Genomic DNA, 17,516 nt, shown 5'->3' on the forward strand with positions numbered 1-17,516 from the left:
TCATGCAAAGGAGGGATTCTGTGGAACAGGATACGCAGCATGTTAAACCATTTCAAACAAAAACCGATATTCATGCAGTCTTGGCCTCTAATGGACGCATCATTTATATATCTGCCAACTCCAAACTGCACTTAGGCTATCTCCAAGGAGAGATGATCGGATCATTCCTCAAAACGTTTCTGCATGAGGAAGACCAATTTTTAGTTGAAAGCTATTTTTATAATGAACACCATCTGATGCCGTGCACCTTTCGTTTTATTAAAAAAGACCATACGATTGTGTGGGTGGAGGCTGCGGTAGAAATCGTTACGACAAGAGCTGAGCGGACAGAACGGGAAATCATTTTGAAAATGAAGGTTCTTGAAGAAGAAACAGGCCATCAATCCCTAAACTGCGAAAAACATGAAATCGAGCCTGCAAGCCCGGAATCGACTACATATATAACGGATGATTACGAACGGTTAGTTGAAAATCTCCCGAGCCCGCTATGCATCAGTGTCAAAGGCAAGATCGTCTATGTAAACAACGCTATGCTTTCAATGCTGGGAGCAAAAAGCAAGAATGCTATTATTGGCAAATGGTCCTATGAATTTATTGAAGAAGAATATCATGATATCGTGAAAAACAGGATTATACGAATGCAAAAAGGAATGGAAGTCGGAATGATTGAACAGACGTGGAAAAGGCTTGATGGCACACCTGTTCATTTAGAAGTGAAAGCGTCCCCGACCGTCTACAAAAACCAGCAGGCTGAGCTGCTGCTGCTGATCGATATCTCTTCAAGGAAAAAATTCCAAACTATCCTGCAAAAAAGCCGTGAACGATATCAGCTGCTGATTCAAAATTCAATCGATACCATTGCGGTGATTCATAATGGAAAATGGGTGTTTATGAATGAGTCGGGAATTTCCCTGTTTGAAGCGGCTACCTATGAGGATTTAATTGGCAAAAACATATATGATCAGCTGCATCCTTGCGATCACGAGGATGTAAAAGAAAGAATCCAAAACATCGCCGAGCAAAAAACAGAATCAGAAATTGTCAAGCAATCATGGTTCACCTTCCAGAACAGGGTCATCTATACGGAGATGGTCTGCATTCCGACGACCTTTTTTGGTGAAGCAGCTGTCCAAGTTATTCTTCGGGACATTTCTGAAAGAAAACAAACAGAAGAATTGATGCTGAAATCAGAAAAATTATCAATCGCAGGGCAGCTCGCGGCTGGAATCGCCCATGAGATCCGCAACCCGCTGACAGCGATTAAAGGATTTTTACAGCTGATGAAGCCGACGATGGAAGGAAATGAACATTACTTTGATATTGTGTTTTCTGAACTCAGCCGCATCGAATTAATACTCAGTGAGCTGCTTATGCTGGCGAAACCCCAGCAAAATGCCGTTAAAGAATATTTGAATTTGAAAAAATTAATTGGTGAGGTTTCAGCCCTGTTAGAAACGCAGGCAAATTTAAATGGCATTTTTATCAGAACCAGCTATGAAAATGACAGCATTTATATAAACGGAGATCAAAACCAATTAAAGCAGGTATTCATTAATTTAATTAAAAATGCAGTTGAATCAATGCCTGACGGGGGAACAGTTGACATTATCATAACTGAGGATGAGCATTCTGTTCATGTCACTGTCAAAGATGAAGGGGAAGGCATACCTGAAAAGGTGCTGAACCGGATTGGAGAACCATTTTTAACGACAAAAGAAAAAGGCACGGGGCTTGGACTGATGGTGACATTTAATATTATCGAAAATCATCAGGGGGTCATCCATGTAGACAGCCAACCGGAAAAAGGCACAGCGTTTAAAATTTCATTTCCAAAAAAATAAAACAACGGCTTAAATGCCGTTGTTTATCGTCTGCATTGATTCCCGTTTTTTTAATACAAATAATTCTAAGCGATCCAGGCCTTCTCTTAACGTGTCCAGCGAGTATGCAAAAGACAGCCTCACATATCCTTCACCATACTTTGAGAACGAGCTGCCCGGCACGAGTGCCACGCCAGAATCCTCCAAAAGAGCCATACTAAAATCAAATGAAGACATTCCAAATGATTTAATAGAAGGGAAGATATAAAACGCGCCAGACGGTTTTACAACATCAAGCCCCATGGAAACAAGACGGTCATACACATAGTCCAGACGTTTTTTGTATTGTTCCCTCATAATCAGCGCGTCGTCAAAGCCGTTTGTCACAGCTTCAAGCGCGGCTTTTTGAGAAATGGATGACGCGCACGACACATTATACTGATGAACTTTTAAAATGTGCTTTGCTATGTCTTTCGGTGCGAATAAAAATCCAATTCTCCAACCGGTCATGCTGTGTGATTTTGACAAGCCGTTAATGACAATCGTTTGATCCCGCAAATGGGTTGCGATCGAGTAATGCGGTCTGTCATATGTTAATTCACTGTATATTTCATCAGATAGTACGAAGACATTTCTGCCTTTTAAAAGGGCTGCGATGCTTTTCAGTTCTTCTTCAGATAAAGTCACGCCGGTAGGATTTGACGGATAAGGAAGCACGACACACTTGGTGTTAGGAGTCAGAGCATCTTCAATCAGACGGGCAGTTAGCTTAAAGCCGTGTGACGTAGTATCAACAATGACAGGCTTGGCGCCGCACAAATTGATAATAGGCTCATAGCCTGGATAAATCGGGCCTGGCATAATTACTTCATCACCAGGGGATAAAATCGTCCGGAATGCAGCATCAATGGCTTGGCTTGCGCCCGTTGTAATGATGATTTCAGATTCAGCATCATAGTTGAAATCCGCTTTTTTCTTCATATAAAGCTGCACAGCTTGTCTCAGCTCCAGGTAGCCGGCGTTCGGAGTATATGACGTCACGTTTTCATCAATGGCTTTTTTTGCGGCAGCTTTCACGTGATGCGGCGTGAAAAAATCAGGCTGGCCGATTGTAAGTGAAATTACGTCTTCATGTTGAGCTACAAGATTTGAGAATTTGCGTATTCCTGAAATTTCAATCTCTCTTGCTTTCGGATTCAGCAAATGTTCCATAATTCATCACCTTAACAAATATAATGAGTTTATCCTATTTTACCACTAGCTGATCATTTGTCACCTTTTTAGCAGATATATTTCGATTGTATGCGCCCTTTTTCTAAACATACCTTTCGTTCAGAAAAAAAGAAGACAACCAGCGATTTGATTGTCTTTATTGTATCATGTTCTATTATTGTTTATATGTGCCAATTTCATTAATAACCATAATCAAAATGAAGGTCTTCGTGCCAAATCATATACGGGGGATGTCCTTGTTGAAGGTCAGCTGATTCTTTCTTCATATGCAGGTAAGTCTCTTCGCTGATATCTTCTAAAACAGTCATTTCATTATCTTTAAATATTACTAAGGTACCCATTATTTACACCCTTCTTTGGAAAAATCCTTGACTATTTTATCATTGTTAGTTGGAAAGTCAATGGGTATTAGGAAAAAAGTTTCTTTTTTAAAGAGTCGCGGCATGACGCTTTCATAATCCGATTTTGAAGAGCTGTGCCATTCACTTTTTACAATTTACGCCGATATATACAGTACAATACTGAATGTGAATAGCGAGGGATTTAAGTGTCGTTACAACAATACGAAATTTTATTGGATTCTGGTACAAATGAATTAGAAATTGTGAAGTTTGGCGTGGGTGATAATGCTTTCGGGATTAACGTCATGAAGGTAAGGGAGATAATTCAGCCAGTCGAGGTGACATCAGTACCTCACTCCCATCAGCATGTAGAAGGAATGATTAAGCTCAGAGGAGAAATTCTCCCTGTGATCAGCCTCTTCTCATTTTTTGGAGTTGAGCCTGATGGATCAAAAGACGAGAAATATATCGTGACTGAATTTAATAAACGGAAAATTGTTTTCCATGTCGGCTCTGTTTCTCAAATTCACAGAGTATCCTGGGAAGCAATTGAAAAGCCAACATCGTTAAATCAAGGAATGGAGCGGCACCTTACCGGAATTATTAAGCTCGAAGACGTGATGATCTTTTTGCCTGACTACGAAAAAATTATTTATGACATTGAATCAGACTCAGGTGTTGATACGTACAATATGCATACCGAGGGCTTCGATGAAAGAAGAGCTGATAAAAAGCTTATCATTGTAGAGGACTCACCGCTCTTGATGCGCCTCTTGCAGGATGAGTTAAAAGAAGCAGGGTACAACAATGTTTCTTCATTCGAAAACGGAAAAGAGGCATATGAATACATTATGAACCTTGCTGAAAACGAAACTGATTTATCAGAACAGATTGACATGATCATCACTGATATTGAAATGCCAAAAATGGACGGACACAGGCTCACAAAGCTGCTGAAGGAAAATCCGAAAAGCTCAGACGTTCCGGTTATGATTTTCTCATCATTAATTACGGATGATTTGCGTCATCGCGGAGAAGTCGTTGGCGCAGATGAGCAAATCAGCAAGCCTGAGATCAGTGACTTGATTAAAAAAGTGGATACGTATGTCATCGAATAATTAAGAACAGCCGTGCCTGAGTGGCACGGCTGTTTTTATTTTAAAAGTAACTCTCGCCAAGCTTTTTAAAAACAGGTTTATGATAAGCTGGCTGCTGGCGATTTGGCACAAGCGGTTTTTCTTTCATGCCGACATAGTCTTGCAACAGGTGTTTCGCTTTTGTTAAAGACATTTGAGCTTTAGGATTTCGGTACGATTGATTAAGTGTACCTAAATGCGGAAGATGTTCGAAGTCTTCTTTAGTTGGAGGCATGTGAAAATAGTAGTCTCCGATTGAGATAAGCACGTCCGATTGCTGTTGGCTGAACCTTGGATTTTTTGAAAAATGAAGCCCTATTTTCTTTCCTTTACCTTCTTTAACAAGCTTTTGCAAAGCCCGTTTTTTCAGCAGATATAGGTATTTAGGGTTGGGGGCGGTTTTTGCATGGCGGTTCACAGTGTAAACTGCTTTTGAAAGATTTTCTACGGTTGGCTGCAGATCTTTCGTATATGCATGGTCGTCCATTATTTCTCTCCTTTGCTCTTATCAAATTCTATATGATTAGATTATACTTTTTTAAAGTTGAAATGCAAATATTGAATGTAAAAATGCGCTTTTTTCTTAGAAAAAAAGCGCATTTTTTAACGTATATTATACAGATCTTGCTTTCTTCTTCGGCTGCTCTTGAAATGCTTCCTGAACATTCACTTCCGCAGCCTGTGCACTGTATTTTGGCAATGCAACAAAATAAAAAATAAAAACAAGCAGGATGATAACGCCCATGCCGTAATAAAGATAATCAATGTTTGAAACGAACTTAGGGAATAACAGCGCAACTAAGCCGAGTGTCAAAGACTGTGCAAACATCATAAAAGGGTCCTGCAGGCCGCTTACACGTCCCATCAGCCTTGGATGAACAATCTTTGGCATCCATCCTCCGATTGCAATGTTGATCGGTCCAATGCACATTCCCAGGGCAAAAGCTGCCGCATAGTACACCCATAAAACATTCGTGTAGCCAAGAACGAAAATCAGCAAGCCTGCAATGAAAATCGGTATCGACATTAAAAAGTGCGGCTTCACTTTTTTAGAGATGATCGTGCCGATTACACTTCCCGCCAGCAGCCCAAACCCGAGTGCGATCGTAAATACAGATGTGTGCCACTCATAACGGTCAGGCGCCAATCCGTATTTCATTGTAAACATTGGTAATACGGCGAATCCTCCGTTGACAAATCCAAAAATGAAGAAACCGAAAATAAGAGATGCCAGCAGTTTGTTTTTTGAAATATAGAGAATCCCTTCCCTAAAATCATTTATTGAATCTTTAACAGAAGCTTTTCTCCAGCTGAATGCACCGTTTGGCTGTCGGGCTTCTTTCGGGATCCGGCAGCTGCGGATCAGCAGCCCGGAAATGATAAAGCTGACAAAATCAAGAATAATGGCGCCTTCAATACCGATTGTGTTGTACATAACAGCGCCTATTCCAACTCCGAACACCATAAAAATACTAAAAAGCATCTGGTTAAGCCCTGCCGCTTTCGCATAATGCTCCTTCGGCAGGATGGCTTGTACCAAACTGTTTTCTGCCGGAAAGAAAAATTTCGTTACAGCGCTTCTGATAAATAAAATACAGAAAACAAGAGGAATATTGCCGGTAAATAAAGTGAAAAAAAGAACGACAGTCAGGCCGGCTCTGATCCAATCACAGTTTTCTGCTACCTTTTTTCTGTCAAACCGGTCCGCGACTACTCCTACGATCAGAAATACAAATACAGTCGGAAGAGAATACATCAGCTCCGCCAAGGTCGTATATGAAGGCTGGCTGCTGAAGCGGTCCAGCAAGAAAAAAGCGAATGCCATGTTGCCTACTGTCGTACCCATTTGAGAAGCGAGTGCTGCGAAAAATAGACGAACAAAGTTACGATTTTTAAATATATCCATAAAAACGCTCCTTACCCTAAAGGTCCCACTTTATCATATTATAAACCGCCTGTTTTTGAAACAAATAAGAAAACATTACCGGTTAATGGTGACTCTTGTTCCGTTTGGCACAATTGAAGCGAGTTCGATCACGTCTTTGTTATGCATGCGAATGCAGCCTTTAGAAACAGCCTTGCCAATCGAAGCGGGATTATTCGTCCCGTGTATTCCGTAGTGCTGTTTTGAAAGGCTTAGCCAATAAGCGCCAAATGGGCCGCCGGGCTTGCGCTGGCGGTTAATAATGTAAAACTCGCCAGTAGGCGTTTGCGTTAGTATTTTACCAACAGCGATGGGATAGGTTTTCATGATTTGATTATTCTGGAACAGCGTAAGGGTCTTCGCTCCGATTGAGACTGCAATATGATACGGAATCGTATTTGGGTCCGGCAGGCCGGGTATGACAATGGACTGTCCCGCAGTGATCCCTGCCTGCAGTGACGGATTAGCCTGTATTATTGCAGCGGTGCTGATTCTAAAATCAGCCGCGATGCTGCTCAGTGTATCACCTTGCTTCACCTGGTACGTAAGCAGTTTCCTCATCCTCCTTTTTTACTTATAAGTATTGATGAGGAGTCCATCCTGCTACATTAATTTATGCTTTTTAAGGTAAAGACAGTGATTTCAGGTTTGGCTAGAAACCGCAAAGGCAGTCTGGTCATCCCAAGGCCGCGGTTTACGTAAATATGAGTGCTGCCTGTTTGATACATTCCTTCTGTGTAGACCTTTCCATATGGGGGCGTAATAATCGGTCCGTAAAAAGGCAGCTGAATCTGGCCGCCGTGTGTATGGCCGGAAAGCTGAAGATTCACCGGATATCCTGTTGTTTTCAGGGCTGCATCAGGTTCATGGACGAGCAGAATGGAAAATAGTCTGTCACTTAGCTTTGATAGGATGCCTTCATAATCTGGGTTTCCGAGCATTAAGTCATCAAGCGATGCAATCTCGATTTGGCTGCCATCTGCAAGCGACAATGTTTGATAGCCATTGCGGTATACCGTAAAACCGCCGGCCGCCATCAGGCTATTGTAAACGGCAGTTCCAAAGCCTCCATGATCATGATTGCCGTAAATACAAATCTTTCCAAAGGGCGCATGTAGTTTTTTCAATAATGGAATTACGGCCTGGTGTTGCTGGTACGTATCAGGATTATCGATGATATCACCTGTAAAAACAATGAGATCAGGTTTAGATTCATGAATTGTCAAGATGACAGTTTTTAAATCTTCAAGAGTAAAATAATCACTCAAGTGTGTATCACTGAACTGCACGATTTTAAATCCGTCAAATCCGTGCGGGATAAGAGAGCTTTTTATTGTGTGTTCGGTTGTCTCGATCATATGCGGCTCCAGATATCTGGCATAGCTGTATCCTCCGCCGGCAGTTAAAGCCCCGGCAGCAAGAGCACCGAACATTCCTTTCAAAAATTGCCTTCTGGATATCTTTTTCATTTCAAACCAACCTTTAATAGAGTTTTTCTATTATAGCATCTGTATCTTGAAAAAATCTCATGTCAGCATGTACTGACAGAGGCAGGCATATAATGATAGAATAATATTGAATGAATACTCATTCATAATAGGAGGGAGAAACATGGAAAAAAAAGCAGTTATCATTACCGGCGGGTCAAGCGGCATGGGAAAGGCGATGGCAAAAAAACAGGCTGAATTAGGCTGGTATGTCATGGTGACAGGACGGAACCAGGAAGCACTAGAGGATACGAAAAGAGAAATTGAGACCTTTGAGGGGCAAGTCGCCTGTTTTCAAATGGATGTCCGTTCTGATTCCGAAGCTTCAAACATGATTACAGAAGCAATAAAAGCCTTTGGACGGCTTGATGCGCTGATTAACAATGCAGCCGGAAATTTTATTTGTCCGGCAGAAAAGCTAACGCCCAATGGATGGAAAGCCGTTATTGAGATTGTTTTAAACGGTACATTTTTTTGCAGCCAAGCCGCGGCAAGGCATTGGATCGAGCAGCAGCAGAAGGGCGTCATTTTAAATATGGCCGCCACATACGCTTGGGGAGCGGGAGCGGGGGTCGTTCATTCCGCTGCAGCCAAAGCAGGAGTATTGTCACTGACAAGGACGCTGGCCGTGGAGTGGGGAAGCCAATACGGCATCCGCACAAACGCGATTGCACCTGGACCAATTGAGCGAACAGGCGGTGCGGAGAAGCTATTTGAATCGGAAAAAGCGATGGCCCGCACAATGAACAGTGTCCCGCTCGGCAGGCTGGGCACACCGGAGGAAATCGCCGCTTTGGCCGCGTTTATACTTTCAGATGAAGCATCCTATATGAATGGGGAGTGTGTCACAATGGACGGTGGGCAATGGCTGAATCCCTATCCGTTTTAAAGCATATTAATCTATGGATTCAATGTGGTATAATCAGACAAAGATAGAGAAGCAGGTGATAACATGTTGGATCCACTTGATATTTTAACGAACATTAATGATGTCCTTCCATATTACCAGGCGATTTTCAGTGCCGAGGAACAGAAGATCGTCGGATATGAGGTGCTGGGGCGAATTGTGGCAGATTCAGAAATCCAAAGTCTCGGGCCCTTCTTTTTAGACGCGGGGATACCCGAAGAATATAAATTAGAGGTTGATAATAGAATTATCCGCCAGGCTCTTGACCGTTTTTTAGAGGCCGATTCTGATCTGCTGATTTTTATGAATCAGGATGCCAATCTGCTGATGCTTGATCACGGCGAAAGCTTTCTGGAGCTTTTGAAATCATATGAAGCAAAGGGAATTGAACTCCACCGGTTTGTACTTGAAATTACGGAGCACAATTTTGAAGGGGATATTGAGCAGCTCTACCATATGCTTGCCTACTATCGTACATACGGAATTAAAATCGCAGTTGATAACATCGGAAAAGAAAGCAGCAATTTGGACAGAATCGCACTTCTTTCACCAGATCTGTTAAAAATCGATTTGCAGGCGCTGAAAGTATCACAGCCGTCACCGTCATATGAGCATGTTCTGTACAGCATATCTTTATTAGCGAGAAAAATCGGTGCGGCGCTCCTGTATGAAGACATTGAGGCGAACTTCCAGCTTCAATACGCTTGGAGAAACGGAGGCCGTTATTTTCAGGGGTATTACTTGTTGTCCCCGTCTGAAACGTTTCTAGAGAGAGATGTTTTGAAACATAGACTTAAAACTGAATTTCACCAATTTATCACACATGAGAAAAAGAAGCTTGAAACCGTCTACGAGCACTCTGAACAGTTTTACAGACGGGTTCATCAAGCTGTAACATCTTTGAGAAAAAACAATCTGTCTTCTGATGATGACTTTATTAAAAAGCTGGCGGAAGAGCTGACCGATTGCAGCTTTAGAATTTACATGTGTGATGAAGAAGGCGATCAGCTGACGGGAAATGTGTTCAAACAAGATGGAGAATGGATTTACCAGCCGGAATACGCGGAAAAGAATTGGAGCTGGCGTCCTTATTTTCTGGAGAACATTATGAGAATGAGAAATCTCAGAAAAGGGTTTTTCAGTGATCTGTACAGTGATTTGGAAACAGGTGAAATGATCAGGACGTTTTCGTATCCGATGGATGATCAGATGTATTTATTTATAGACTTGCCTTATTCTTATTTATATGAGCAGGATGGATTGATTTAAGCGGCTGAAAGGCCGTTTTTTTTTATGAATTGAAAAAAATATCAAAAAACGATTGACATTGATACTGAGAATCATTATCATTTAATTATAGAGAGAAGCTACTCTCTGTTCCCCAACCCCTCTATCAGATCAAGATCCGAAAAAGCTTGGCGCTACCCCCGCCAAGTTTTTTTATTTGCCAAAGCATAAGACAATCCAATAAAACAATAAACCTAACTAGGGGAAAACGTTCACACTGGGAGCATCAAAAATGTTCTTTCAGCGCTCGAATAACCGCACCAATGCGGCAGTGCAAGAGCTATTAGGCGGAAAATGCGGCGAGATGTCTCCTCTGATTCAATACATATTGCAAAATTCCAAAAGAAGATTTTGATGAAATTGCAAAAAGCCTTCTCGAATCTGCAGGTATATCAAAAAAATCATAATTGTATGCATGACATTCAAAAAAAAGCCTCAAACTAAAAAAAATAGTTTTTTCACTTTTTTTCTTTTCTTAAATTCAGCAGTGAAAATGCCATCCTGTTCGACTTTATGGTATGATGCTCAATAGAACTTGTATTATAATAAATACTTGTTGATTTGAAGTTGCTTTTTGAAAGGAGTCTTTTTTTAGAATGTCACAATTAATGGGTATCATCACACGGCTGCAAAGTCTGCAAGAAACGGCGGAAGCGGCTAACGAGCCAATGCAGCGTTATTTCGAAGTAAATGGTGAGAAAATATGCAGTGTTAAATATTTCGAAAAAAATCAAACGTTTGAACTGACGGTTTTCCAAAAAGGTGAAAAACCTAACACATATCCGTTTGATAATATTGACATGGTTTCTATCGAAATCTTTGAACTTCTTCAGTAAGATTCCTGAAATAGTGGGAACAATCTTCCGCTTTTGCAAAAGTAATCGAAATAAACGGTAAGGAGCATACTTGTTTCATGGTTGTAAATCCTTGAAAAGGAGTGTCGTGATGGCTGATTCTTTTCTGTTTTATAATCTTTCAGAAGCACAGATGACCTTTCAAGATGTGATGGAACGGCTTAAAGCCTTTGTTCGAAAGGACCCCCGTTCTTCCTATGTGTTATCGATCGGAACCGATTCACAGGTGTACCGCGATTACACAAAGTTTATTACCGCATTGCATTTGCATCGTACAGGCAAGGGAGCTTGGGGCTGCTTGAAAAATCATACAGTCAACAGACCCATACATAGCCTTCGGGAGAAAATTTCGTTAGAAACGGCGTACAGCCAAGAAACAGCCGCTCATATTCTTGATGGGCACTTAATGGATATTACCGATCTGCTCCTGCCCTTTACAGGAGAGGGGGCGGATCTTACCTTTGAGGTTCATTTGGATATTGGGAAAAAAGGGCTTACAAAAGAACTGATTCAAGAGATGACAGGGCGTATCACTTCCATGGGGATTGAGGCGAAAATAAAACCGGATTCATACACTGCCTTCAGCTATGCAAATCGTTTCACAAAATAATTCCGGCTAAAAAGCCAAGGGAAATGTCGAATTATGCGGTTGACGTTTGTTTTCTGATTACTTATTCTAGCGGTAGAGCTGAAAGTAAGTTGTCTTGCTTTCAGAGGTATTCAGTATAAAACAGGGGGCCTGATTGCGAATGAGTCTTATCGGTGAACGATTTACAGAAGAAGAACAAAAACTTCTGCTGAATATCCTGATCAACCATGAGTATGCCATCGAGCTATTAAGCAGTGAGATCAACGATATAGAGACAGGAACCAAAAACGTTGACGGAACCACCTACAAAAAACTTGTAACGCTATACGACCGATTTCGATTTGAAAATTAATGGAGCACCCTATAATTGATACTCACACAAAGAGTATCTTTTTTATTGAAAGGAAACTTTTCGACAAATACTGATAAAGTTTATATTATTGTAATATAGGGAATGTATTGTTGATGAAAATGAAAAGGGGTCGAAAACATGATAAGCTTACAATCAGACCAGCTTCTTGAGGCAACAGTCGGACAATTTATGATTGAGGCGGACAAAGTAGCGCACGTTCAAGTCGGCAACAACCTTGAGCACGCATTATTAGTGCTGACAAAAACCGGATACACAGCCATCCCGGTTCTTGATCCTTCCTATCGTTTACATGGATTAATCGGTACAAATATGATCATGAACAGCCTTTTTGGGCTTGAGCGAATCGAGTTTGAAAAGCTTGACAAGATTACTGTCGAAGAAGTCATGCTGACTGATATTCCGCGGCTTCATATCAATGATCCGATTATGAAGGGATTTGGCATGGTCATTAATAACGGATTTGTTTGTGTGGAAAATGACGAACAGGTGTTTGAAGGAATTTTTACGAGAAGAGTGGTTTTAAAGGAATTGAATAAGCATATACGCTCATTGAACAAGTAGGCTTCACGGCCTATTTTTATTATATTGGCAGAGGAAGAAAGAAAGCGTATACATAATTTAAATCAGCATAGGGCTTGAATCAGAAACTAAGATTTTATTAGAATGGGAGATAAGAAAAACTTATTGATGACAAAAAGGAGGACGACATGCAGCTTCAAGAGCTTCATATGCTCGTAGTTTTAGCTGAGGAGTTAAATATGAGAAAGGCGGCGGAACGGCTTTTTGTATCTCAGCCGGCTTTATCTCAGCGCTTACAAACAATTGAAAAGGCGTGGGGCACAAAAATCTTTTTAAGATCCCAAAAAGGGTTAACGGTAACGCCGGCCGGTGAGAAAATCATTCAGTTTGCCAATGATGTGACGTTAGAGCAGGAAAGAATAAGAGAAAATATTGATGAGCTTGAAGGTGAAATTCATGGCACATTGAAGCTTGCCGTCGCCTCCATAATCGGCCAGCATTGGCTTCCTAAAGTCCTAAAAACGTATGTGGAAAAATATCCGAATGCAAAGGTCTCACTCATTACCGGCTGGAGCAGCGAAATGCTGAAAAGCTTATATGAGGATCAGGTTCATATCGGCATTATTAGGGGCAACCCTGAGTGGAAGGGCCGTAAAGATTACTTAATGACAGATCACCTGTATTTAGTGGACACTGAAATTTCCTGCATTGAAGATATTGCCCATACAGAACGGCCGTTTATCCAATTTAAAAGCGACAGCACTTATTTTCAGGAAATTCAGCACTGGTGGCATCAAAAATTTAAAACGTCGCCAAAACAGACGATATTGGTTGATCAGATTGAAACGTGCAAACAGATGGCGCTGCACGGAATCGGTTATGCCATTTTGCCGTCTGTCACCCTTCAAAACGAAGATAAAGTCAATAAAATGCCTCTGTTAGACATGAAAGAGCATCCGATCGGACGGGATACATGGCTATTAGGCTATGAGCCTGCATTTGAGCTGAAGCAAGTTCAAGCTTTTGTTCAAGTGATAAAGGATATGCTGGATCAGGAAAATCCATTTTAAAGACAGCGATGTGCTGTCTTTTTTTTATTTACATATTGACAATGAAAATCATTATCAGTTAAAGTGATACATATGATATTGAAAATCATTATCAATTGATGAGGTGATAACATGGCTAAAGCCTTGATTACATATGCCAGCATGTCAGGTAATACAGAGGACATTGCCGTAATTATAAAAGAAACGCTGCAGCAATATGAATTAGGTATCGATTGTGTCGAGATAGATGATGTGGATGTGTCTGCACTGACATCCTATGATTATGTATTGATTGGCACCTATACATGGGGCGACGGCGATTTGCCTTACGAAGCGGAGGATTTTTTCGAAGAGGTCAAACAGCTTCAGCTTAATGGCTTAAAAACAGCCTGCTTCGGATCTGGAGATTATTCTTATCCAAAGTTTTGTGAAGCGGTCAATTTGTTCAGTGCCATGCTGCAAGAGGCGGGAGCTGCTGTTTACCAGGAAACCTTGAAAATCGAACTGGCGCCTGAAACAGATGAAGATGTGGAAAGCTGCCGCGCGTTTGCGAGAGATTTTCTTGCATGGGCAGATTATATGAACAAGGAAAAAATCCATGTTTCATAAAGGAGCGACTGCTGTCACGGCATCCGCATTTTCTGGTTATTTTGTGGCGGTACAAAGAGAAGGCATTTTTCATTATTCTTTAGAGCAGGGCTGGAGAAAGCTTTTTCGTTTGAAAAGCAAAATTCATTGCATCAGTTACATAGGGCCTTACTTATTTGGTGTCGGTGAAAAAGGAACGGTCATTCGCTCGTCTGACGAGGGGAAAACCTGGACGATGTCGAGCTTTCCGACAAATGCAACAGTGTGGGCGATTACCGGCCGAAACGACGGATTTGTCTGCGCCCATGGCAAGCATTGCATTTATGTATCGGATGATTTTGGCGTTTCATGGCGCGTAGCCAAACCTTTTGCGGAATTGGATAACCCGCCTGTAATCCGTTCATTGTGCCTGCACGGCGGCAGTCTTTTCATCGGTACGCAAATACACGCATATTTTGGGGGCATTTGGGCTTACGATTTTAAACGTGATACTGTCCAAATCGTTAAAAAAGAAGAAAACCGGATGACGGCATCCATGCTCGTGTTCAATGAAAATTGGCTTGTGGCGGCAATGGGTTCTGTGAAAGGAAAGCACGGTGGAGTCACTGTACGGAATACTTTGACTGACGAAGAATTCACCATACAATCCAGCATGATCAGAAAAGAAGAATCATTTCTTGATATTTCAGAGGATGATGGAATTATATATGTCACAACAACGCAAGATGAAAATGGTTATTCTAGAATTTACCAGGCTGATCTCGAAGCCCGGGCGTTAAAATGGTTCGATACCATTAAGGGGCATGGGTGGAGAGTGGCCAATCAGAAAGAGAATTTCTTTTGTGCAGGCTTGTATGAATGTAAATTTGTCCAGCCGTACGAAGTTTCAGCAATGATTCATTAGAGGAGGAATAAGGAATTGGGGAAGATTTTGCTCGTTTATGCAACAATGTCAGGCAACACTGAAGCAATGGCAGATTTGATTGAAAAGGGGCTTAAGGAGGCGGAAGCTGAAGCGGACCGTTTTGAAGCGATGGATATTGATGATGCACAGCTGTTTAATGATTATGATCATATTATTATGGGAACCTATACATGGGGTGACGGAGATCTGCCTGATGAATTTTTAGACCTTGCTGAAGATATGGATGAGATTGATTTTTCCGGCAAAACATGCGCTGTATTCGGTTCCGGTGATACAGCATATGAATTTTTCTGTGGGGCAGTTGATACGCTCGAAGCAAAAATAAAAGAACGCGGAGGCGAAATTGTGCTGCCTTCGGTAAAAATCGAAAATAATCCAGAAGGTGAAGAAGAGGAAGAATTAATGGAGTTCGGGAGACAATTCGCAAAAAAAAGCGGATGCACTGTCTAATCACTCACTGGGAACTGCTAAAGCGGCTGTTCCTTTTTTTCTTGTCTTTGTATCTTTCCTTTGATACAGTAATGAGGTAGAAAATCAGGAGGAGGACTATACATATGAAAATGATGGACGCAAATGAAATTATTTCATTTATTCAAAATAGTACAAAATCTACACCTGTAAAGGTTTACGTGAAGGGTGAGCTGGAAGGAATCAATTTCGGCGAATCTGCGAAAGCTTTTATCAACGGAAATACTGGTGTCGTTTTCGGTGAATGGAGCGAAATCCAAACAGCAATTGAAGAAAACAAAAGCAAAATTGAAGACTATGTGGTTGAAAATGATCGCCGCAATTCTGCGATCCCAATGCTTGATCTTAAAAATATCAAAGCGCGTATCGAGCCGGGCGCGATCATCCGCGACCAGGTTGAAATCGGTGATAACGCAGTCATCATGATGGGAGCTTCTATCAATATCGGTTCAGTCATCGGCGAAGGCACAATGATCGATATGAACGTTGTCTTAGGCGGACGAGCTACCGTTGGTAAAAACTGCCACATCGGCGCAGGTTCTGTTCTTGCGGGCGTTATTGAGCCACCATCCGCTAAACCGGTTGTCATTGAAGACGACGTTGTGATTGGCGCAAATGCTGTTGTGCTTGAAGGCGTAACAGTAGGTAAAGGAGCCGTTGTTGCTGCAGGAGCGATCGTGGTAAACGATGTTGAGCCTTACACTGTCGTTGCAGGCACACCTGCTAAAAAAATCAAAGACATTGATGAGAAAACAAAAGGCAAAACTGAAATCAAGCAGGAATTACGCCAGCTGTAAGGAATAGTTTGATAAAAAAGGCGTGGATAATATATCCACGCCTTATTCGTATAGGCAGGAGGAATGAAAATGAAGAAAGAGGAGCTCATCGCAATCCGCAGAGATCTGCACCGTATACCGGAGCTTGGATTTCAGGAGTTCAAAACCCAACAGTATTTACTAAATGTCTTGGAACAATATCCGCAAGACAGAATTGAAATTGAGAAATGGCGAACAGGGCTTTTTGTAAAGGTGAACGGGACGGCACCGGAAAAAATGCTGGCGTACAGAGCGGATATCGACGCGCTTTCTATTGAGGAGCAAACCGGTCTTCCATTCGCGTCAGAGCATCACGGTAACATGCACGCCTGCGGACACGATTTGCATATGACGATTGCACTCGGCATTATTGACCATTTTGTTCACCACCCGGTCAAACATGATTTGCTTTTTCTGTTCCAGCCGGCAGAGGAAGGACCTGGCGGTGCGGAACCAATGCTTGAGAGCGACGTTTTAAAAAAGTGGCAGCCTGATTTCATCACTGCGCTGCATATTGCTCCAGAGCTGCCTGTAGGCACCATCTCGACAAAAAGCGGCCTCCTTTTTGCGAATACATCAGAGCTTGTCATCGATCTGGAAGGAAAAGGGGGACATGCAGCCTATCCTCATTTGGCTGAGGACATGGTTGTAGCAGCAAGCACACTTGTCACCCAGCTGCAAACGATCATCTCTAGAAACACAGATCCGCTGGACAGTGCCGTCATTACAGTTGGTACCATTACCGGCGGTTCAGCGCAAAATATCATTGCGCAAACAGCTCACCTGGAAGGCACGATCCGTACGCTTTCTGAAGAATCGATGAAGCAGGTAAAGGAACGGATTGAAGATTTGGTGAAAGGAATCGAAATTGGTTTCCGCTGCAAAGGAAAAGTGACATATCCGTCTGTGTATCACCAAGTTTACAATACGAGCGGACTGACAGAAGAATTTATGTCTTTTGTTGCTGAACAACAACTGGCAACAGTAATCGAAGCAAAAGAAGCAATGACTGGAGAGGATTTTGGCTACATGCTGAAAAAATATCCCGGCTTCATGTTCTGGTTAGGTGCTGACTCTGAACATGGGCTTCATCACGCAAAGCTGAATCCCGATGAAAATGCGATAGAAACAGCGGTTAACGTTATGACAGGTTATTTTTCTGTTTATGCCAATTAAGTATAAATGAAAGAATAAAATTCCA

At 41.8% G+C, this 17,516-nt stretch carries 20 protein-coding genes; 14 read left to right on the plus strand and 6 right to left on the minus strand.

All coding sequences use genetic code 11. The annotated features are described in order from the left end of the window. The first annotated feature begins 20 nt into the window (after nt 1-20). The gene (kinA, locus tag M0696_RS07665) at nt 21-1,841 is read left to right on the plus strand and encodes a sporulation histidine kinase KinA (protein WP_166853303.1); all 1,821 of its coding nucleotides are present in this window, start codon (nt 21-23) and stop codon (nt 1,839-1,841) included. 9 nt (nt 1,842-1,850) lie between these two features. Here the strand turns inward: kinA and M0696_RS07670 are convergent, their stop codons facing one another. Beyond that, nucleotides 1,851-3,032 carry an aminotransferase A gene (locus M0696_RS07670; protein WP_222142738.1) on the minus strand — a complete coding sequence of 394 codons (1,182 nt, stop codon included), beginning with the start codon at nt 3,030-3,032 and terminating at the stop codon, nt 1,851-1,853. A gap of 200 nt (nt 3,033-3,232) precedes the next feature. Then, on the minus strand, nt 3,233-3,394 hold the full coding sequence (locus M0696_RS07675) for a hypothetical protein (RefSeq protein WP_019714221.1): 162 nt from the start codon (nt 3,392-3,394) through the stop codon (nt 3,233-3,235). 206 nt (nt 3,395-3,600) lie between these two features. Here M0696_RS07675 and cheV point away from each other — a divergent pair, with 206 nt between their 5' ends. Then, nucleotides 3,601-4,512: a chemotaxis protein CheV gene (cheV, locus tag M0696_RS07680; protein ID WP_019714222.1), complete on the plus strand. Its 912-nt coding sequence runs from the start codon at nt 3,601-3,603 to the stop codon at nt 4,510-4,512. 40 nt (nt 4,513-4,552) lie between these two features. Here cheV and M0696_RS07685 read toward each other — a convergent pair whose 3' ends face one another. The 4 genes from M0696_RS07685 to M0696_RS07700 form a co-directional block, all read right to left on the minus strand. Continuing rightward, nucleotides 4,553-5,017, minus strand: a complete 465-nt coding sequence (locus tag M0696_RS07685; RefSeq protein ID WP_019714223.1) for a YkyB family protein — start codon at nt 5,015-5,017, stop codon at nt 4,553-4,555. Between the two features lie 126 nt (nt 5,018-5,143). Further along, nucleotides 5,144-6,436, minus strand: coding sequence for an MFS transporter (locus M0696_RS07690; RefSeq protein ID WP_019714224.1), 1,293 nt, complete (start codon nt 6,434-6,436; stop codon nt 5,144-5,146). A gap of 75 nt (nt 6,437-6,511) precedes the next feature. Next, nucleotides 6,512-7,006, minus strand: a complete 495-nt coding sequence (locus tag M0696_RS07695; RefSeq protein WP_248602763.1) for a L,D-transpeptidase family protein — start codon at nt 7,004-7,006, stop codon at nt 6,512-6,514. Between the two features lie 56 nt (nt 7,007-7,062). Then, nucleotides 7,063-7,923 carry a metallophosphoesterase gene (locus M0696_RS07700; protein ID WP_019714226.1) on the minus strand — a complete coding sequence of 287 codons (861 nt, stop codon included), beginning with the start codon at nt 7,921-7,923 and terminating at the stop codon, nt 7,063-7,065. Between the two features lie 142 nt (nt 7,924-8,065). Here M0696_RS07700 and fadH point away from each other — a divergent pair, with 142 nt between their 5' ends. The 12 genes from fadH to M0696_RS07760 all read left to right on the plus strand — a co-directional run bounded on the left by fadH (nt 8,066) and on the right by M0696_RS07760 (nt 17,491). After that, complete coding sequence (fadH, locus tag M0696_RS07705; RefSeq protein WP_222142739.1) at nt 8,066-8,830, plus strand: 2,4-dienoyl-CoA reductase; 765 nt, start codon at nt 8,066-8,068, stop codon at nt 8,828-8,830. Nucleotides 8,831-8,893: 63 nt separating this feature from the next. Beyond that, the gene (locus tag M0696_RS07710) at nt 8,894-10,117 is read left to right on the plus strand and encodes an EAL domain-containing protein (RefSeq protein ID WP_222142740.1); all 1,224 of its coding nucleotides are present in this window, start codon (nt 8,894-8,896) and stop codon (nt 10,115-10,117) included. Between the two features lie 614 nt (nt 10,118-10,731). Next, nucleotides 10,732-10,971: a YkuJ family protein gene (locus M0696_RS07715; RefSeq protein WP_003218671.1), complete on the plus strand. Its 240-nt coding sequence runs from the start codon at nt 10,732-10,734 to the stop codon at nt 10,969-10,971. 109 nt (nt 10,972-11,080) lie between these two features. Further along, nucleotides 11,081-11,599, plus strand: coding sequence for a ribonuclease H-like YkuK family protein (locus M0696_RS07720; protein WP_019714231.1), 519 nt, complete (start codon nt 11,081-11,083; stop codon nt 11,597-11,599). Nucleotides 11,600-11,732: 133 nt separating this feature from the next. After that, nucleotides 11,733-11,930, plus strand: coding sequence for an AbrB antirepressor AbbA (gene abbA, locus M0696_RS07725; protein WP_010886502.1), 198 nt, complete (start codon nt 11,733-11,735; stop codon nt 11,928-11,930). Nucleotides 11,931-12,068: 138 nt separating this feature from the next. Continuing rightward, entirely contained in the window at nt 12,069-12,512 is a 444-nt protein-coding gene (cbpB, locus tag M0696_RS07730; RefSeq protein ID WP_166853297.1) for a cyclic-di-AMP-binding protein CbpB, read from the plus strand. A 146-nt stretch (nt 12,513-12,658) separates the two neighbouring features. Further along, nucleotides 12,659-13,540, plus strand: coding sequence for a transcriptional regulator CcpC (gene ccpC / locus M0696_RS07735; RefSeq protein WP_014113620.1), 882 nt, complete (start codon nt 12,659-12,661; stop codon nt 13,538-13,540). Nucleotides 13,541-13,651: 111 nt separating this feature from the next. Beyond that, the gene (locus tag M0696_RS07740) at nt 13,652-14,128 is read left to right on the plus strand and encodes a flavodoxin (protein WP_166853295.1); all 477 of its coding nucleotides are present in this window, start codon (nt 13,652-13,654) and stop codon (nt 14,126-14,128) included. Beyond that, a complete protein-coding gene (locus M0696_RS07745) occupies nt 14,118-15,011 on the plus strand; it encodes an exo-alpha-sialidase (protein ID WP_222142741.1) in 894 nt (297 codons plus the stop codon). The genes M0696_RS07740 and M0696_RS07745 overlap by 11 nt, the downstream gene beginning before the upstream one ends. 15 nt (nt 15,012-15,026) lie before the next feature. Further along, nucleotides 15,027-15,482, plus strand: a complete 456-nt coding sequence (locus M0696_RS07750; protein ID WP_166853292.1) for a flavodoxin — start codon at nt 15,027-15,029, stop codon at nt 15,480-15,482. 104 nt (nt 15,483-15,586) lie between these two features. Continuing rightward, complete coding sequence (gene dapD / locus M0696_RS07755) at nt 15,587-16,297, plus strand: 2,3,4,5-tetrahydropyridine-2,6-dicarboxylate N-acetyltransferase (RefSeq protein ID WP_019714236.1); 711 nt, start codon at nt 15,587-15,589, stop codon at nt 16,295-16,297. Between the two features lie 69 nt (nt 16,298-16,366). Beyond that, on the plus strand, nt 16,367-17,491 hold the full coding sequence (locus M0696_RS07760; protein ID WP_222142742.1) for an N-acetyldiaminopimelate deacetylase: 1,125 nt from the start codon (nt 16,367-16,369) through the stop codon (nt 17,489-17,491). Nucleotides 17,492-17,516 lie beyond the last annotated feature (25 nt).

This window comes from Bacillus rugosus (assembly GCF_023238245.1).
Classification (GTDB): domain Bacteria; phylum Bacillota; class Bacilli; order Bacillales; family Bacillaceae; genus Bacillus; species Bacillus rugosus.